Here is a 16,511-nt window from a genome sequence, read left to right on the forward strand (position 1 = left end):
AAAGCTCATCAGTGTGACCGGGGTAACATTTCTACACAGTGTCGGTTCACTATTCTTTAGCCACTTATCAGGGGAGTGAACCGATGCCGATGCCCGACGAAAAAAAATCAATTTCATTGTCTTCCCGGCAGGATGTCGTGGCGGAACTGACGACAATGTTAAACGCGCTGGATATCGCGTTTCCTGCGGGCCGTTCAGGATTCTCGCTCGGTGAAACCCAGGCGCATTACGGGGCAAAAATTGCAGAGATGGAAGGGTTGTCGCGGGCAATGTGGGGGCTGTTCCCGCTGCTGGCCGGTGGGGATGCAACGCCGCTTGCCGACAAATACTTCGCCGCGCTGAAGCAGGGAACCGATCCTGAAAGTCGCGAATACTGGGGCGAGACTGGCCCCTACGACCAGCGGCTGGTGGAGATGGCAGCCTGGGGACTGGGGCTGGCGCTGCTCCAGGGAGAGTGTCTGGCCGGTTTCAGCCCGCGTGAGCGCGACAACCTGCACCGCTGGCTGAATCAAATCACCGATGCACAGATGCCCGACAGTAACTGGAATTATTTCGCGATTCTGGTGCAGCTGGGCTTTAAGCGTGCGGGGCTACCCTGGGATAAGCAGGCTATCGATCGCCGCTTTACGCTGATGGAAGCCTACTATCTGGGAGACGGCTGGTATTCCGACGGTCCTGGTCGTCCAAAAGACTATTACATCTCGATGGCCTTTCATTTTTATGGCCTGATTTATGCCACCCTCAACGGGGAAGATGACCCGGAGCGCGCCGCGGTGCTGCGCGAACGTGCGGTGCAGTTCGCCGATGATTTTATCTATATGTCTGCCGCCGACGGCGAATCCATCCCCTTTGGTCGCAGTCTGACTTACCGGTTTGCAATGGTGGCGTTCTGGAGCTCGGTGGCCTGGTCTGCACTACCGGTGCTCACGCCTGGTATCGTGAAAGGCATTATTCTGCGCCATCTTCGCTGGTGGCTGTCACAACCCATTTTTGACCGTGACGGCGTGCTGACGCTTGGGTTTGCATACCCCAACCTGGCGATGTGTGAGGACTACAACTCGCCCGGTTCGCCTTACTGGGCGTTGAAGGTATTTTTAATTCTGGCGTTGCCAGCGCATCACGCTTTCTGGCAGGCCGAAGAGGCGCCGCTGCCGACGCTGGCTTCGCACCGTGCTATTGCTCATGCGCAGCAGATTCTGGTGCATTCCGCCGGGTCCCGCCATGTCTACATGCTGACTTCCGGTCAGCTTGAGCTGAATAACTACGTCAATACCGAGGCAAAATACACCAAATTTGCCTACTCCAGCCGCTTTGGTTTCACCATTGAGCGCGGGCGCTACGGTATTAAGCACGCGGCATGTGACTCTATGTTGCTGCTGAGCGAGGGTGACAACTATTTTCGTGGGCGTCGGGCCTGTGACGAGGTGGTGGTGCAGGATAACCACATCTTCTCTCGCTGGTCGCCGTGGCGTGATGTACAGATCGCGACCTGGCTTATCCCCTGTGGGGAGTGGCATCTGCGGGTACACCGCATCCGCACGGCGCGTGAACTGCACAGCGTGGAGGGCGGTTTTGCCGTGATGAAGGCCCCTCTGCGGCCGCTTGCGCAGGGGACGCAGAGGGGCGGGCTTGTGCAGGCTGCCAATGGGGTGAGTGCGATTGTCGATCTCTCACCGCTGCGTGTGCGCGAAGCCGATTGTGTGGTAACCCCACCTAATAGCAGCGTCATGTTTGCTGAGTGTGCGACCATCCCCATGCTACATAACATCCTGCCAGTCGGGGAACACTGGCTGGCCTGCGCAGTGCAGGCCAGTTTAAGCTCACATGATTTTTATTCTGTTGTACCGGAATTAACCATTGAGCCCGAAGGGATTCGGGTGAAGAGTAAAGAGCACAATACAATAATAACCTTTGCGCATTAATCCGCGCGGCCAGAACAATAACAGAAATATTTTCGTCATTCGCAATCTCTGAACGCTACACGATTTGTCGAGGATAGTATGGAAAAATCAGCCATCAACACCCGGACTGAATATTACAAAATCAGTTCATTTATCTTTCTCTATTTTTTTACCTGGTCAGCAAGTATCGGTTTGTTAGCCATCTGGCTTGGACAAAAAGCCAATCTGAGTGGCACGGTTATCGGTACGGTATTTGCTGTTAATGGTATTTTCTCAGTAATTCTGAAACCGATTTACGGTTATATTCTTGATAAAATCGGAATGAGTAAATACCTGCTCTATTTTGTCGTGTTAATGTCGGCCTTAATGGCACCGTTCTTTATTTATGTGTATCAGCCGTTATTGCTGACGAATACCATGATGGGAATTATTGTCGGGGCCATTTATTTAAGCTTTGCCTGGTATGCCGGGGTGGCGGCCTGCGAATCTTACAGTGACCGCTATAGCCGTTTAAACAGCATGGAGTTTGGGCAGATCCGCATGTGGGGATCGCTGGGCTGGGCCGTGGCGTCCTCTTTCTCCGGCCTGCTGTTTAACATTTCACCGGCGTGGAACTTCATCATGGGTAGCGTGGCATCGGTGGTGATGTTTATTGTGCTGCTGAGCCTGAAGGTGAACGTCAATGCGGCTAACGCCAGCGAGGTGTTGACCAAAGAGAAGATTGTGCCTGCGGACGTTTACGCGCTGTTGCGTAACCGCAAATTCTGGGCATTCTGCCTCTATGTTGCTGGCGTGGCATGGATGATGTTTATCGCCGAGCAGCAGTTCTCGCGCTATTTCGTCACCTTCTTTGACGATGTGCATCAGGGGAATGCGGTATTTGGCTACCTGGGCACCGTGCAGTCCGGGATGGAATTTATCATGTATATGGTAATTCCACTGGTGGTGAATTATATCGGCGCTAAACGTGGTCTGTTAATTGTGGGGATGGTAGTCGGAGCGCGGCTGATTATATCCGGCCTCTGTGATTCTCATTTATTAATTTCCGTGCTGAAGCCGCTGTACGGTCTGGAAATCTGTCTGCTGCTGGTCTCGGTATTTAAATACATTGCAGAGCATTTTGATAAGCGTGTTAATGCAACCATGTATTTATTGGGTTATCAGGCGATGTTGTATGTAGGTAATGTGGTGGTCTCTTCTCCCGCCGGCTTACTCTATGACCGCATCGGTTTTGAAAATACCTACATTATTATGGGCGCGACGGCACTGACCTTTACCTTGATATCCGCATGGACCCTCTCGGCCTGCCAGAGCAAATGGCGTCAGCGTGCACCGCTGGATATAGCAGGCAATCATCTTTCGCGTTAATACCGGGTATTTTTTTAAAAGAAGGAACCGAACTATGTTAAGTAAAATCGTTGAGGAACCGTTACGGGAGTGTCCAGGTGCGCCGGTTGACCGGCAGCGATTTGCAGATGAACTGGACAGCGCACGGCAGCATACCCTCGAACTGATTCGTCGTCATTTAACGCAGTTCGGTGAGAAGTTTCCCGCTGAAACCTGTGTAAACGGCTACTACCCGCTCACCGAAAATGTGGAGTGGACGACCAGTTTCTGGACCGGGCAGTTATGGCTTGCCTGGGAGATGACCGGGGATGAGGTTTTTCGCGAGCTGGCGGAAAAAAATGTGCGCTCATTTGGCCTGCGCATTGCGGGACGTCTTGACACAAACACTCATGATTTGGGGTTCCTGTACACCCTCTCGTGCGTGTCGGCCTGGCGACTGACCGGTCATCGCGAGGCACGCGGCTTTGCCCTGCAGGCGGCAGAAGCGCTGCTCGAACGCTTTCACCAGAAGGCGCAGATCATTCAGGCATGGGGGGATCTTCGCGACCCGGAGCAGGCCGGGCGTATGATCATTGACTGTAATATGAACCTGCCGCTGCTCTACTGGGCAAGTGAGCAGACCGGCGATCCGCGTTTTGCTAAAGCGGCGCAGGCGCATGTGAATCAGGCGGCGACCTATTTAATACGCGAGGATGCTTCCACTTTTCACACCTACTATATGGATGTGAAAACAGGCGCGCCGCGTTATGGCAACACCCAGCAGGGCTATGCGGATGACTCCTGCTGGTCGCGCGGCCAGGCGTGGGGGATTTACGGCTTCCTTCTGAGTTTCATCTACACCGGCGACAACGAGATGGTCGCGCTTTCGAAAAGGCTGGCTAATTACTTCCTGAACCGCCTGCCGGAAGATGCTGTCTGTCACTGGGATCTGGCGCTGGTGGAGACCGACGCGCTGCGGGACTCCTCGTCGGCGGCGATTGCTGTCTGCGGGCTGCTTGAGCTTATCAAGCATCTGCCGGTCACCGATCCGGATCGTGAGCGCTATCAGCACTGGGCGATGCGCATTATGTCGTCGCTGGGTAAGCACTATCTGGCGGGTAAAAATGAGCCTACCAACGGGCTACTCAAGCACTCGGTCTACCATCTTGCGAGCGACAAAGGCGTGGATGAATGCTGCAGCTGGGGAGATTATTTTTACGTCGAGGCGCTGATGCGGTTTAGCCAGAGCTGGAAGCTGTACTGGTAGCGTGCTGTCGCCCTACGGACTTAAAAATCGCCACAAAAAAATGCGAGCACGTCAGGTTCCCTCTCCCCTTTGGGGAGAGGGTCAGGGTGAGGGGAACATGCGGCTCTGAGGGCATTCCGTTCACCTTATGTTTCTTGCTTCTCTGTCACGCCAGAACCCGTGAACGTGCCAGGGTGGTTCACCGCCACCACCCTGGCGACCCGGGCTCCCGGCAAGGAAAATCGCCGCTTCGCGGTCCACGACGCTTAATCCTTCAGGCTTATCGGGGACGGGCGAAGGTAACATCCCTGTAAAGTCGCCCTCGCCGCGCATCCCTGCGCGGCGCCCCGGCCTTGCGGATACGCGTCGTCGATTTTCAGCCGGACCCTGTCATCGCGGTGACTGTTCTATTCTCATGGCGCAATGTTGTCGCTGCAAAAACATATTACTGGGGATCCCGCAGCCCAGTGGGAGAGCGTTGAACGCAGAGGATTAAACCCCTTGCTCCAGAATGCGAATATGGGTTTCCAGCACGTCGCCTTTCACCGCTTCGCTCCAGGCTTTCATGTGCGCAGTGGCAAGGTGCGCTTCCAGATGGGCGACCGTTTCCCACTGCTCAACCATCACAATGGAATCAGGTGCGGCGGTCTGGAAACTGACGCCAGCGGCGTGGTCAACCCAGGGGGCATAACCGTGGCAACCCTCTTCCTGCAGTACGGTGGGGATAATTTCGGCAAATCTTTCAAGTACGGCCTGGCGATGGTGCAGCCCCGGACGGGTGCGAATTTCAGCAATCACTGTCAACATGGTTAACTCCTTCTAAGTCCAGTCTCTCAGTTAACCAAAAATTTGCCCAAGATGCTTGCGATATTCCTCAATGTAGCGCGGCACGTCTGGCATTTTAATGACGTCGTTAACGATAAAGGTTGGCAGTGGTTCCATGCCCAGAAACTGGTTGGCTTTGTGGAAAGGCAGGTAAACGCCATCCACGCCCACGCCGTGGAAGAACTGCTCTTCATCGTTAAAGGCCTCCAGCGGTGCGTTCCAGGTCAGAGAGAGCATATATTTTTTGCCCTGAATCAGGCCGCCGGAACCGTATTTTTTAGCGGCATCAGAACGGCTGCGGCCATCGCTGGCGTACAGTGCGCCGTGGCCTTCCGTAAAGATATCATCCATATATTTCTTCACGGTCCACGGCGCGCCCATCCACCAGCCTGGCATCTGCCAGATAACCACGTCAGCCCAAAGAAAGTTCTGCACTTGCGCTTGAATGTCGTAGTCGCCGTCGGTACGCACGGTTTTTACCTGGTGCCCGGTATCGCGCAGTACGCTTTCAGCAACGGAGGTCAGCGTGTCATTGAGTTGACCATTAGAGTGGGCGAATTTCTTTGCGCCGTTGATAATCAGGATATTGCTCATCAGGTTTGTCCTTAGGGAACGTCAATGACGGCAATTCTATCCCGATAAGACCTTTGACGAACCAGGCAAAGCGTGCAAAGACTTTTGCGCTAGCAGCAATAATTATGGCAGTGCGATCGCGGCGATGAATCCTCCGGTGGGGGCGTTCTGAAAGGTCACTGTCATGCGATGCATATGAGCGATGCGCCTGACAATGGAGAGACCCAGCCCACTGCCCGTGGCGTGCTGGCCCGCGGGACGATAAAAACGCTCACCAATGCGGGCCAGCGCCTCGGCGCTGATACCAGGGCCGTTATCGCTGACGCTAAAACCCCGGGCCTCCAGCGTCACCCGTACCACACTGCCGGCGGGACTGTAGCGCACGGCATTATCCAGTAAATTGCGCACCAGCAGGCTGAGCAGCAGAGGTTGCCCGATGCGGGTGACCTGCGGCGCAATGATGTTCAGGCGCACATCCACCCCGGCCTGTCTGGCAGTGTGGTAAATGTCCATCACTGCTGACTCAAGCAAAGGCGCTAATGCCACAGGCTCCACATCTTCCAGGTTTTCCAGAGAGTCAAGGCGGGAGAGGGTGAGCAACTGATCGACCAGGCGCGAGGCGCGCTCAATGCCTGCATGTAACTGATTCAGGGCCTTATCGCGCGCGCACGGATCGTCCTGCGACAGCTGCGCCACGTCGGCCTGAACTTTCAGGGCGGTTAAGGGGCTACGAAGCTCATGCGCGGCGTCGGAGGTGAAACGGCGTTCACGCTGCATCATGTTTTGCGTGCGGGCAAACAGCTGGTTGAGGGCATCCAGCAGCGGGCGAACTTCATTGGGTACGCCGGTGTGGGGGAGCGGGGTGGCGCTGTCTGGCTCGCGTGTCCGCAGCGACTGCGCAAGCCGTCTGAGCGGGGTCAGCTCCCGGCTCAGTAGCAGGATAAGCACGATAAGCATCAGCGGAAGCGCCACCAGCCAGGGGGTGAGCTGCGAGCGAATGATCTCTACCGCCATCTCTTTGCGGTAGTCCCACTCCTGCCCAACAGCAATACGGTACTGCCCGTCAGCCGAGGTTAACCACAGGAACCGCCAGTCATCGTCGTCATCTTTCAGATGACCATTTTCAAATCCGTCACGATGATAATTCCACGGGATCTGCTTACCGTTTTCCCCATCGTGCAGTACAGGTTTACCGTCCAGCGAAAAAATGGCGAAGGCCAGGGCGTCGTCGTCCAGATGCCCCCGCTTCACTTTTTTGTCAGGTGGCGCGGTAGAGCGAAGATGACCGGCCTCATCGCTGCTCATGGTGCTCAGTCGTTTGGCAAACAGCATCTGCTGGGTATCAAAGAGCTCGTCCAGCTTTTCGCGGGTCTGCTGCCAGGCCACCACGCTGGCGCAAAGCCAGGCGACCGTCGCCAGCAGCAAAAACAGCAGCGTCAGGCGCAGGCGCAGGCTTGCGATAACAGGCCATCTCATGCGTCACCCAGGGTATAGCCGATGCCGTGAACGGTGCGGATAACGTCGCTGCCAAGCTTTCGGCGTAAATGGTGAACATGCACCTCGACGGCGTTACTCGTCACCTCGTCATCCCAGCTGTAGATTTTTTCTTCAATCAGCGCGCGTGGCAGCACGCGACCAACATTCCGTAGCAGCAACTCCAGTAGCGCGAACTCTTTTGGCTTAAGGGACAGGGGCTCGTCTGCCAGGGTGGCGACAAGGCTTACGGGATCAAGCGTTATCTTTCCGTGGCGCAGTTCGCTGCGAGTCTGACCGTGGCTACGGCGAACCAGCGCCTCAAGCCGGGCGGCCACCTCTATCAGCGCAAAGGGCTTACACAGATAGTCATCTGCGCCGAGGCGTAACCCTTCCACGCGCTGATCGAGCGCATCGCGGGCGGTGAGGATGAGCACTGGCTCGCTGTGGCCTTTGTCGCGCCATTCACGAAGGATCTCAAGGCCGTCCAGACCGGGCAGGGTCAGATCCAGCACGACGGCATCATAAGGCGCGCTGTAGAGCGCCTGCTTGCCAAGCAGCCCATCCGTGAACCAGTCAGGGCTAAAGCCAAGTTTGCTTAACCCCGCTTTGATTCCGTCGCCAATGAGTTTGTCGTCTTCAATCAGTAACACGCGCATGTGACATCCCTTTTTTCTCGCCTGTCAGCAAGTAAACATGCAGTTTCAGTGGGCTGTACAGAAAAAAGATTTCTTTTTTTGCCTTAAGAAGTTGTTAAGAACTGGCGGGTTTAATAGGGGTGAATCGACTGACAAAGGAAGAGAAAAGATGAAAAAGATTGCTGCGATGACCGCGATTGTCATGATCTGTTCTGCCCCCGTGTTTGCGGCGAATACAAATCAAACTGCCGCCCAGGGCGGCGGGTTTAACGGGCCTGGCGCAACCAGCGCACAAGGCGGTGGATTCACCGGACCTGCCGGCGGTACGGCAACGGTAGAGCGTGCTAAGTCCATGCGTGACGATGCCTGGGTGACGCTGCGGGGCAATATCGTTGAGCGCCTGTCCGATGATGTATATACCTTCAAGGATACGACCGGCACCATCAACGTGGATATTGACCATAAACGCTGGAACGGCGTGAGCGTAGGGCCGCAGGATGTGGTGGAAATTCAGGGGGAAGTGGACAAAGACTGGAACTCGGTTGAGATCGACGTTAAGCAAGTTAATAAGGTCACTCAGTAGCGGCTTTACCCGGTTTCAAAAAATCGCGCATAGTTATGACTCCTCGCCGCAGATAGGTTAGTATCTGCGGCAATATTGCCGCCGAAAAGGCGGGCGCACACGTTGAGGAATCACGATTAATGAGCGATATGGCAGAGCGCCTTGCGCTGCATGAATTCACGGAAAACGCCTATCTGAACTACTCCATGTACGTCATCATGGACAGGGCGTTGCCGTTCATCGGTGATGGCCTGAAACCTGTTCAGCGTCGCATCGTGTACGCGATGTCTGAGCTGGGGCTGAGTGCCAGCGCCAAATTCAAAAAATCCGCCCGTACCGTGGGCGATGTGCTGGGTAAATATCATCCGCACGGTGACAGTGCCTGTTACGAAGCTATGGTCTTGATGGCGCAGCCGTTCTCGTACCGCTACCCGCTGGTGGACGGTCAGGGGAACTGGGGTGCACCGGACGATCCTAAATCCTTCGCCGCGATGCGTTATACCGAATCCCGTCTGTCCCGCTACGCCGACGTCCTGCTGGGCGAACTCGGTCAGGGAACCGTGGAGTGGGTGCCGAACTTTGATGGCACTCTGCAGGAGCCGAAAATGCTGCCTGCGCGTCTGCCTAACATTCTGCTCAACGGGACTACCGGCATCGCCGTGGGCATGGCTACGGATATCCCACCGCATAACCTGCGTGAAGTGGCCAACGCTGCGATTACGCTGATTGAGCAGCCCAAAACCACCCTCGACCAGTTACTGGATATTGTCCAGGGGCCGGATTATCCGACCGAAGCGGAGATCATTACCTCCCGTGCGGAGATTCGTAAAATCTACGAAAACGGTCGTGGCTCAGTGCGCATGCGCGCTGTGTGGAAAAAAGAGGACGGTGCGGTGGTGATTACCGCACTGCCGCATCAGGTGTCCGGCGCGCGCGTGCTGGAGCAGATTGCGGCACAGATGCGCAATAAAAAGTTGCCGATGGTTGACGATCTTCGCGACGAATCCGATCATGAAAACCCAACCCGTCTGGTGATTGTGCCGCGATCCAATCGTGTGGATATGGAGCAGGTGATGAATCACCTCTTCGCCACTACCGATCTTGAGAAGAGCTACCGCATCAATCTCAACATGATTGGTCTTGATGGACGCCCGGCGGTGAAGAACCTGCTGGAAATCCTCAATGAGTGGCTGGTGTTCCGTCGCGACACCGTGCGCCGCCGTCTGAACTATCGTCTGGAGAAAGTGCTTAAGCGCCTGCATATCCTGGAAGGTTTGCTGGTGGCGTTTCTCAATATCGACGACGTCATTCACATTATTCGTACCGAAGATGAGCCGAAGCCGGTTCTGATGTCGCGTTTTGGCATCAGCGAAACCCAGGCGGAAGCCATTCTTGAGCTGAAATTACGCCATCTTGCCAAACTCGAAGAGATGAAAATTCGTGGCGAGCAGGACGATCTGGCAAAAGAGCGCGATCAGTTGCAAGGCATTCTGGCGTCTGAACGCAAGATGAATACGCTGCTCAAGAAAGAGCTCCAGGCGGATGCGGATGCCTTCGGCGACGATCGTCGCTCTCCGCTGCATGAGCGCGAAGAAGCGAAGGCGATGAACGAGCACGATATGCTGCCGTCCGAGCCTGTCACCATTGTGTTGTCACAGATGGGCTGGGTGCGTAGCGCCAAAGGCCATGATATCGATGCGCAAGGGCTGAGCTTTAAGTCCGGCGATAGCTGGAAAGCCTCTGCCAAAGGGAAGAGTAACCAGCCGGTTGTCTTCATCGACTCTACTGGCCGCAGCTATGCCATTGACCCCATTACGCTACCCTCTGCCCGTGGGCAGGGCGAGCCGCTGACCGGTAAACTGACGCTGCCGCCAGGGGCAACCGTCGAGCATATGGTAATGACCAGTGAGGATCAGAAATTACTGATGGCAAGCGACGCCGGTTATGGCTTCGTCTGCACCTTTAACGATCTGGTGGCGCGCAATCGCGCCGGTAAGACCTTAATCAGCCTGCCGGATAGCGCGCGCGTCATGCCGCCGCTGGAAATTGAAAACGACGCTGATATGCTGCTGGCCATTACCCAGGCAGGACGGATGCTAATGTTCCCGGTCAGCGATCTGCCGCAGCTTTCTAAAGGTAAAGGAAACAAAATCATTGGCATCCCTGCTGCGGAGGCGGCGAAAGGTGAAGATGGGCTGGCGCATCTTTATCTGTTACCTCCGCAGAGCACGCTGACCATTCACGTCGGAAAACGCAAGATCAAACTGCGCCCTGAAGAGCTGCAAAAAGTACAGGGTGAGCGTGGGCGTCGGGGCACGTTGATGCGGGGATTACAACGCATTGATCGCGTTGAAATTGACGCGCCAGCACGCGCCAGCGCTGGCAACAGCGAAGAGTAATTCGTGCATTTCTTGCCCCCTTCGTTCTGAGGGGGGCAGTGGTAAATTTTCCCGTAAAAGCGTTGTTTATTCGAGAATTGCGATTAACAATATGACTTTTACGGACCCGCATCTGACCTGGCCCTGTGTGTTGATGGCTAACGTTTCATGCTCATAAGGATGGGTTTTCGAGGTAGCTATGCTTTTTATTATTCGCGTCATCATCGTTGTCATTTATTCTATTTTGGTTTGTGTATTTGGCTGCCTGTACTGCTTGTTGAGCCCCCGTAATCCAAAGCATGTCGCTACGTTCGGGCATATGTTTGGTCGTCTTGCTCCCGTCTTTGGTCTGAAGGTTGAACAACGCCTGCCGCAGGATTATGCGAACTTCGGCAAGGCGATTTATATCGCTAATCATCAGAACAACTACGATATGGTCACGGCGTCTAATATCGTGCAGCCGCCGACGGTGACGGTGGGGAAAAAGAGCCTGCTTTGGGTACCCTTTTTTGGTCTTCTCTACTGGCTGACGGGCAACCTGCTGATTGACCGCAATAACCGGGCAAAAGCACACGGCACCATTGCGCAGGTGGTTAAGCACATTCAGAAACGCAATATCTCCGTCTGGATGTTTCCGGAAGGCACCCGTAGCCGTGGCCGTGGCTTACTGCCGTTTAAGACCGGGGCATTCCACGCCGCCATTGCTGCCGGCGTTCCTGTCATTCCCGTGTGTGTCTCTACCACCTCGAATAAAATCAATCTCAACCGCATCAAAAATGGGCTGGTGATTGTGGAAATGCTGCCACCTGTCGACACCAGCGGCTATGGTAAAGATCAGATTCGTGAGCTGGCAGCGCATTGCCATGAGCTGATGGCGAAGAAGATTGGCGAATTAGATAAAGAAGTGGCGGAACGCGAAGCCACGGGTCGGGTGTAAGTCCCCGCTGTTAATGTCCCGGGAAATGACTTCCCGTACGGTTTATTCAGTATTACACGGAGCATCTATGTCACTCAGTCGGCGTCAATTTATCCAGGCATCTGGCGCAGCGCTTTGCGCCAGCGCGATGCCGCTGAGGGCGAACGCCGCCGGGCAGCAACCCCCGCTGCCCATTCCTCCTCTGCTGGAGTCCCGCCGTGGCCAGCCGCTGTTTCTTACCCTGCAACGTGCCCACTGGTCTTTTGCGACCGGGACGCGGGCGCAGGTATGGGGAATTAACGGTCGCTATCTTGGGCCGACGATCCGCGTGTGGAACGGCGATGATGTCAAACTGATTTACAGTAACCGCCTGGCCGATAATGTCGCCATGACCGTGAGTGGGCTACAGGTTCCCGGCCCGCTGATGGGGGGAGCGGCCAGGATGATGACCACCAATAATGACTGGGCGCCTGTCCTGCCTGTCCGCCAGAGTGCCGCCACCCTGTGGTATCACGCTAACACACCGAATCGCACTGCTCAGCAGGTCTACAACGGGCTGGCAGGAATGTGGCTGGTGGAAGATGAGATCAGTAAATCACTGCCTATTCCTAACCACTATGGCGTGGATGATTTTCCGGTCATTATTCAGGATAAACGTCTGGATAACTTCGGCACCCCGGAATACAGCGAGCCGGGCAGCGGTGGGTTTGTGGGTGATACCCTGATGGTCAACGGTGCGCAAAGCCCGTTTGTTGAAGTCTCCCGCGGCTGGGTGCGCCTGCGTCTGCTGAACGCATCCAACTCCCGACGCTATCAATTGCAGATGAGCGATGGACGTGCGCTGCATGTCATTTCCGGGGACCAGGGTTTTCTCACCGCGCCGGTATCGATTAAACAGCTGGCGCTGGCACCGGGCGAGCGCCGCGAAATTCTCGTCGATATGACCAATGGCGATGAAGTATCGCTCACCTGTGGTGAAGCTGCAGGCATTGTGGATCGTCTGCGCGGCTTCTTTGAACCCTCAAGCATTCTTATCTCTACGCTGGTACTGACGCTGCGACCTACCGGGCTTCTGCCGCTGGTGACTGATACGCTACCGATGCGCCTGCTGCCTGCGGACATCATGACCGGCACGCCGACGCGCAGCCGCGATATTACGCTTGGCAGCGATCCGGGCATTAATGGTCAGCTCTGGGATCCACAGCGTCTTGATATTACCGCGCAACAGGGAACGTGGGAGCGCTGGACGGTGCGTGCGGATATGCCGCAGTCTTTCCATATGGAAGGGGTCATGTTCCAGGTACGCAACGTCAATGGCGCCATGCCGTTCCCGGAAGATCGTGGCTGGAAAGACACCATCTGGGTGGACGGGCAGGTTGAGCTACTGGTCTATTACGGCCAGCCTTCATGGCCTCACTTCCCGTTCCAGTACGGTAGCCAGACGCTTGAAATGGCTGACAGAGGGTCTATAGGCCAGCTGCTGGTGAACCCGGCACCCTAATATCCCTCACCCCGGCCCTCTCCCAAAGGGAGAGGGAGAAAGCCTCCCGCCAGCCCGCTCGATAGATTGAGTGAGAAAACCGACTCCCGGCCCGCTCGATAGATTCCCTCTCCCTCTGGGCTGAAGAATCCCCAGAAAAAAATGCGAGCACAATCGGTCCCCTCGCCCCTTTGGGGAGAGGGTTAGGGTGAGGGGAAAAACCCCACAGTTAATCCTTCAATTCATCTATTGATCCGGCGTATAATCCCCGCCCTTTGATTATTTTTTTGCCACTTTTTTGGAAGCAAGATGAGCGCAATATCCCTGATCCAGCCGGATCGAGACCTCTTTTCCTGGCCCCAGTACTGGGCGGCCTGTTTTGGTCCGGCCCCATTTTTACCCATGTCCCGTAGTGAAATGGACCAACTTGGCTGGGATAGCTGCGACATCATTCTGGTTACCGGTGACGCCTATGTCGATCATCCGAGTTTCGGGATGGCAATTTGCGGTCGTATGCTGGAAGCGCAGGGCTTTCGCGTAGGCATCATTGCGCAGCCGGACTGGAACAGCAAAGATGACTTCATGCGCCTTGGGAAACCGAACCTCTTTTTTGGCGTGACCGCCGGCAATATGGACTCAATGATTAACCGCTACACGGCAGATCGTAAACTCCGCCATGATGACGCCTATACCCCGGATAACGTGGCGGGCAAACGTCCGGATCGCGCTACGCTTGCCTATACCCAGCGCTGCAAGGAAGCCTGGAAAGAGGTGCCGGTGATTCTCGGTGGCATCGAAGCGAGCCTGCGCCGCACGGCGCATTACGATTACTGGTCAGACACCGTGCGCCGCTCGGTGCTGGTGGATTCCAAAGCCGACATGCTGATCTTCGGTAACGGTGAACGTCCGCTGGTGGAGGTGGCCCACCGTTTGTCTCAGGGGGAAGCCATCGCGCAGATCCGTGATGTGCGCAACACCGCCATTATGGTTAAAGAAGCGCTGCCGGGCTGGAGCGGTGTCGACTCCCGCATTATTGATATGCCGGGAAAAATCGACCCCATTCCCCATCCTTACGGTGAGGATTTACCCTGCGCCGACAACAAGCCGGTCGAACCCAGCCAAACGGAAGCCAAAGCCGTTGTGGTGCAGCCGCCGCGCCCTAAACCCTGGGAAAAAACCTACGTGCTGCTGCCCTCTTTCGAGAAGGTCAAAGCCGACAAGGTTCTGTACGCCCATGCATCGCGCATTCTCCACCATGAAACTAACCCCGGTTGTGCGCGGGCTCTGATGCAGAAACATGGCGATCGCTATATCTGGGTTAACCCACCGGCTATCCCGCTCTCGACTGAAGAGATGGACAGTGTCTTCGCCTTGCCGTACAAACGCGTACCGCACCCGGCTTACGGCAACAGCCGTATTCCTGCGTATGATATGATCCGCTTCTCAATTAACATCATGCGTGGCTGCTTCGGCGGCTGTTCCTTCTGCTCCATAACCGAACACGAAGGACGCATCATCCAGAGCCGCTCCGAAGATTCGATCATTAACGAGATCGAAGCCATTCGCGACACAGTGCCAGGTTTTACCGGGGTTATCTCCGATTTAGGCGGCCCCACGGCCAACATGTATATGTTGCGTTGCAAGTCCCCGCGCGCGGAGCAGACCTGCCGCCGCCTGTCGTGCGTATACCCCGACATTTGCCAGCACATGGATACTAACCATGAGCCGACGATCAATCTCTATCGTCGCGCCCGCGACCTGAAAGGGATCAAAAAGATCCTGATCGCCTCCGGGGTCCGTTACGACATCGCCGTGGAAGATCCTCGTTACATCAAAGAGCTGGCCTCCCATCACGTGGGTGGATACCTGAAGATCGCGCCGGAGCACACGGAAGAAGGGCCACTGTCGAAGATGATGAAGCCGGGCATGGGGAGCTATGACCGCTTTAAACAACTGTTCGACACTTACTCTAAGCAGGCAGGTAAAGAGCAGTATTTGATTCCCTATTTCATCTCCGCGCATCCAGGCACGCGTGATGAAGATATGGTTAACCTGGCGCTGTGGCTGAAGAAACACCGCTTCCGTCTGGACCAGGTGCAGAACTTCTACCCGTCGCCGCTGGCCAACTCAACGACCATGTATTACACCGGGAAAAATCCGCTCAGTAAAATTGGTTACAAGAGTGAAGAGGTGGTGGTGCCAAAAGGGGACAAGCAGCGTCGTCTGCATAAAGCGCTGCTGCGCTACCATGATCCGGCGAACTGGGCGCTTATCCGTCAGGCACTGGAAGAGATGGGTAAAAAGCATCTGATTGGTTCACGCCGCGACTGTCTGGTGCCAGCGCCGACCCTGGATGAGATGCGCGAAGCGCGCCGACAGAACCGCAATACCCGCCCTGCGCTGACCAAGCATACGCCGATTGTGCACCAACGTCAGAATGGCTCAGCGAAGCCTGCGACGGCAGGTCAGGGCACGGCGAAAAGCGGCGTCGCCAGAGGCGGTGTTGCAAAGAGCGGCACGGTGAAAAGCGGCGCTGTCAGAAGTGAGAGTGCCAGGAAAGTGGTCAAACGTAACGCTGGCTGACGGCAGTCTGATGTCCTCATCCATCGGGTTGAGGAATCCTCAGTAATATTACGTTTTACAGCGATATCACGGTGTAATGAGAATAAGACAATCACCGCGATAACGGGGGCCGGCTGAAAATCGACGACGCGTATCCGCAAGGCCGGGGCGATGTGCAGATGCGCGGCGAGGGCGAACTTACAGGGACGTTACCTTCGCCCATCCCCGATAAGCCTGAAGGAGGAACTGACAACATTGCCGGGAGCAATTTTGAATAGTGCCTGCGCTAGCCCTGAAGGGGTAAGCTCCTGGGATGGGGCGAATAATGGACTGCGCCAGCGGCGATTTTCGTGGCCGGGAGCCCGGGTGGTGGCGGTGGCGGTGAACGGCTATGGCACGTTCACGGGTTCTGTCGCTACTGAAAAGCAGGGAACATAAGGTGAACGGAATAGCCCTCAGCGCCGCCTTTTCCCCCTTACCCTGACCCTTATGTCTTGATCTTCTCCGCTCAGCCGGAGAAGATCCCCGACTGATCATCGGGAGGTGACCGGTGAGCATCCCCTGGCCCTGGTGCCTCTGAGCCCGTGGGAGAGATTATGCCCCGGTCACCTGTTTCCCTGTCGCCTCAAGA

Annotated in this window: 12 protein-coding genes and 1 pseudogene; 9 read left to right on the forward strand and 4 right to left on the reverse strand. The window is 55.7% G+C overall.

Translation table 11 applies throughout. The features are described 5' to 3' along the window. Nucleotides 1-83: 83 nt before the first annotated feature. From KXR87_RS11855 to KXR87_RS11865, 3 genes are all read left to right on the forward strand, one after another. A complete protein-coding gene (locus KXR87_RS11855) occupies nt 84-1,922 on the forward strand; it encodes a DUF2264 domain-containing protein (protein WP_437432444.1) in 1,839 nt (612 codons plus the stop codon). A 78-nt stretch (nt 1,923-2,000) separates the two neighbouring features. Beyond that, complete coding sequence (locus tag KXR87_RS11860; protein ID WP_437432445.1) at nt 2,001-3,269, forward strand: oligosaccharide MFS transporter; 1,269 nt, start codon at nt 2,001-2,003, stop codon at nt 3,267-3,269. A 34-nt stretch (nt 3,270-3,303) separates the two neighbouring features. Further along, nucleotides 3,304-4,494, forward strand: coding sequence for a glycoside hydrolase family 88 protein (locus KXR87_RS11865; protein WP_437432446.1), 1,191 nt, complete (start codon nt 3,304-3,306; stop codon nt 4,492-4,494). A 471-nt stretch (nt 4,495-4,965) separates the two neighbouring features. On the opposite strand, the gene KXR87_RS11870 is transcribed toward KXR87_RS11865, so the two are convergent. The 4 genes from KXR87_RS11870 to qseB all read right to left on the reverse strand — a co-directional run bounded on the left by KXR87_RS11870 (nt 4,966) and on the right by qseB (nt 8,003). Further along, a complete protein-coding gene (locus tag KXR87_RS11870) occupies nt 4,966-5,280 on the reverse strand; it encodes a putative quinol monooxygenase (RefSeq protein WP_437432447.1) in 315 nt (104 codons plus the stop codon). Between the two features lie 30 nt (nt 5,281-5,310). Continuing rightward, a complete protein-coding gene (locus KXR87_RS11875) occupies nt 5,311-5,892 on the reverse strand; it encodes an NAD(P)H-dependent oxidoreductase (protein WP_437432448.1) in 582 nt (193 codons plus the stop codon). 102 nt (nt 5,893-5,994) lie between these two features. Beyond that, nucleotides 5,995-7,347 (reverse strand): quorum sensing histidine kinase QseC, encoded by a 1,353-nt coding sequence (gene qseC / locus KXR87_RS11880; protein ID WP_437432449.1) that lies wholly within the window; start codon nt 7,345-7,347, stop codon nt 5,995-5,997. Next, nucleotides 7,344-8,003, reverse strand: a complete 660-nt coding sequence (gene qseB, locus KXR87_RS11885; protein WP_437432450.1) for a quorum sensing response regulator transcription factor QseB — start codon at nt 8,001-8,003, stop codon at nt 7,344-7,346. Before qseB ends, qseC begins: the two co-directional genes overlap by 4 nt. 148 nt (nt 8,004-8,151) lie before the next feature. Here qseB and KXR87_RS11890 point away from each other — a divergent pair, with 148 nt between their 5' ends. The 6 genes and pseudogenes from KXR87_RS11890 (at nt 8,152) to KXR87_RS11915 (ending at nt 16,318) form a co-directional block, all read left to right on the forward strand. Beyond that, entirely contained in the window at nt 8,152-8,565 is a 414-nt protein-coding gene (locus tag KXR87_RS11890; protein ID WP_437432451.1) for a YgiW/YdeI family stress tolerance OB fold protein, read from the forward strand. Between the two features lie 119 nt (nt 8,566-8,684). Beyond that, nucleotides 8,685-10,943, forward strand: a complete 2,259-nt coding sequence (gene parC / locus KXR87_RS11895; protein WP_437432452.1) for a DNA topoisomerase IV subunit A — start codon at nt 8,685-8,687, stop codon at nt 10,941-10,943. A 178-nt stretch (nt 10,944-11,121) separates the two neighbouring features. Continuing rightward, the gene (locus KXR87_RS11900) at nt 11,122-11,859 is read left to right on the forward strand and encodes a 1-acylglycerol-3-phosphate O-acyltransferase (protein WP_437432453.1); all 738 of its coding nucleotides are present in this window, start codon (nt 11,122-11,124) and stop codon (nt 11,857-11,859) included. Nucleotides 11,860-11,926: 67 nt separating this feature from the next. Further along, a complete protein-coding gene (gene ftsP / locus KXR87_RS11905; protein WP_437432454.1) occupies nt 11,927-13,339 on the forward strand; it encodes a cell division protein FtsP in 1,413 nt (470 codons plus the stop codon). A gap of 227 nt (nt 13,340-13,566) precedes the next feature. Continuing rightward, a pseudogene (locus KXR87_RS11910) lies at nt 13,567-15,802 on the forward strand (YgiQ family radical SAM protein); the annotation flags it as partial. Nucleotides 15,803-16,150: 348 nt separating this feature from the next. After that, nucleotides 16,151-16,318 (forward strand): hypothetical protein, encoded by a 168-nt coding sequence (locus KXR87_RS11915; protein ID WP_437432455.1) that lies wholly within the window; start codon nt 16,151-16,153, stop codon nt 16,316-16,318. Nucleotides 16,319-16,511 lie beyond the last annotated feature (193 nt).

This window comes from Yokenella regensburgei, assembly GCF_051486985.1.
Lineage (GTDB): Bacteria > Pseudomonadota > Gammaproteobacteria > Enterobacterales > Enterobacteriaceae > CBFFRJ01.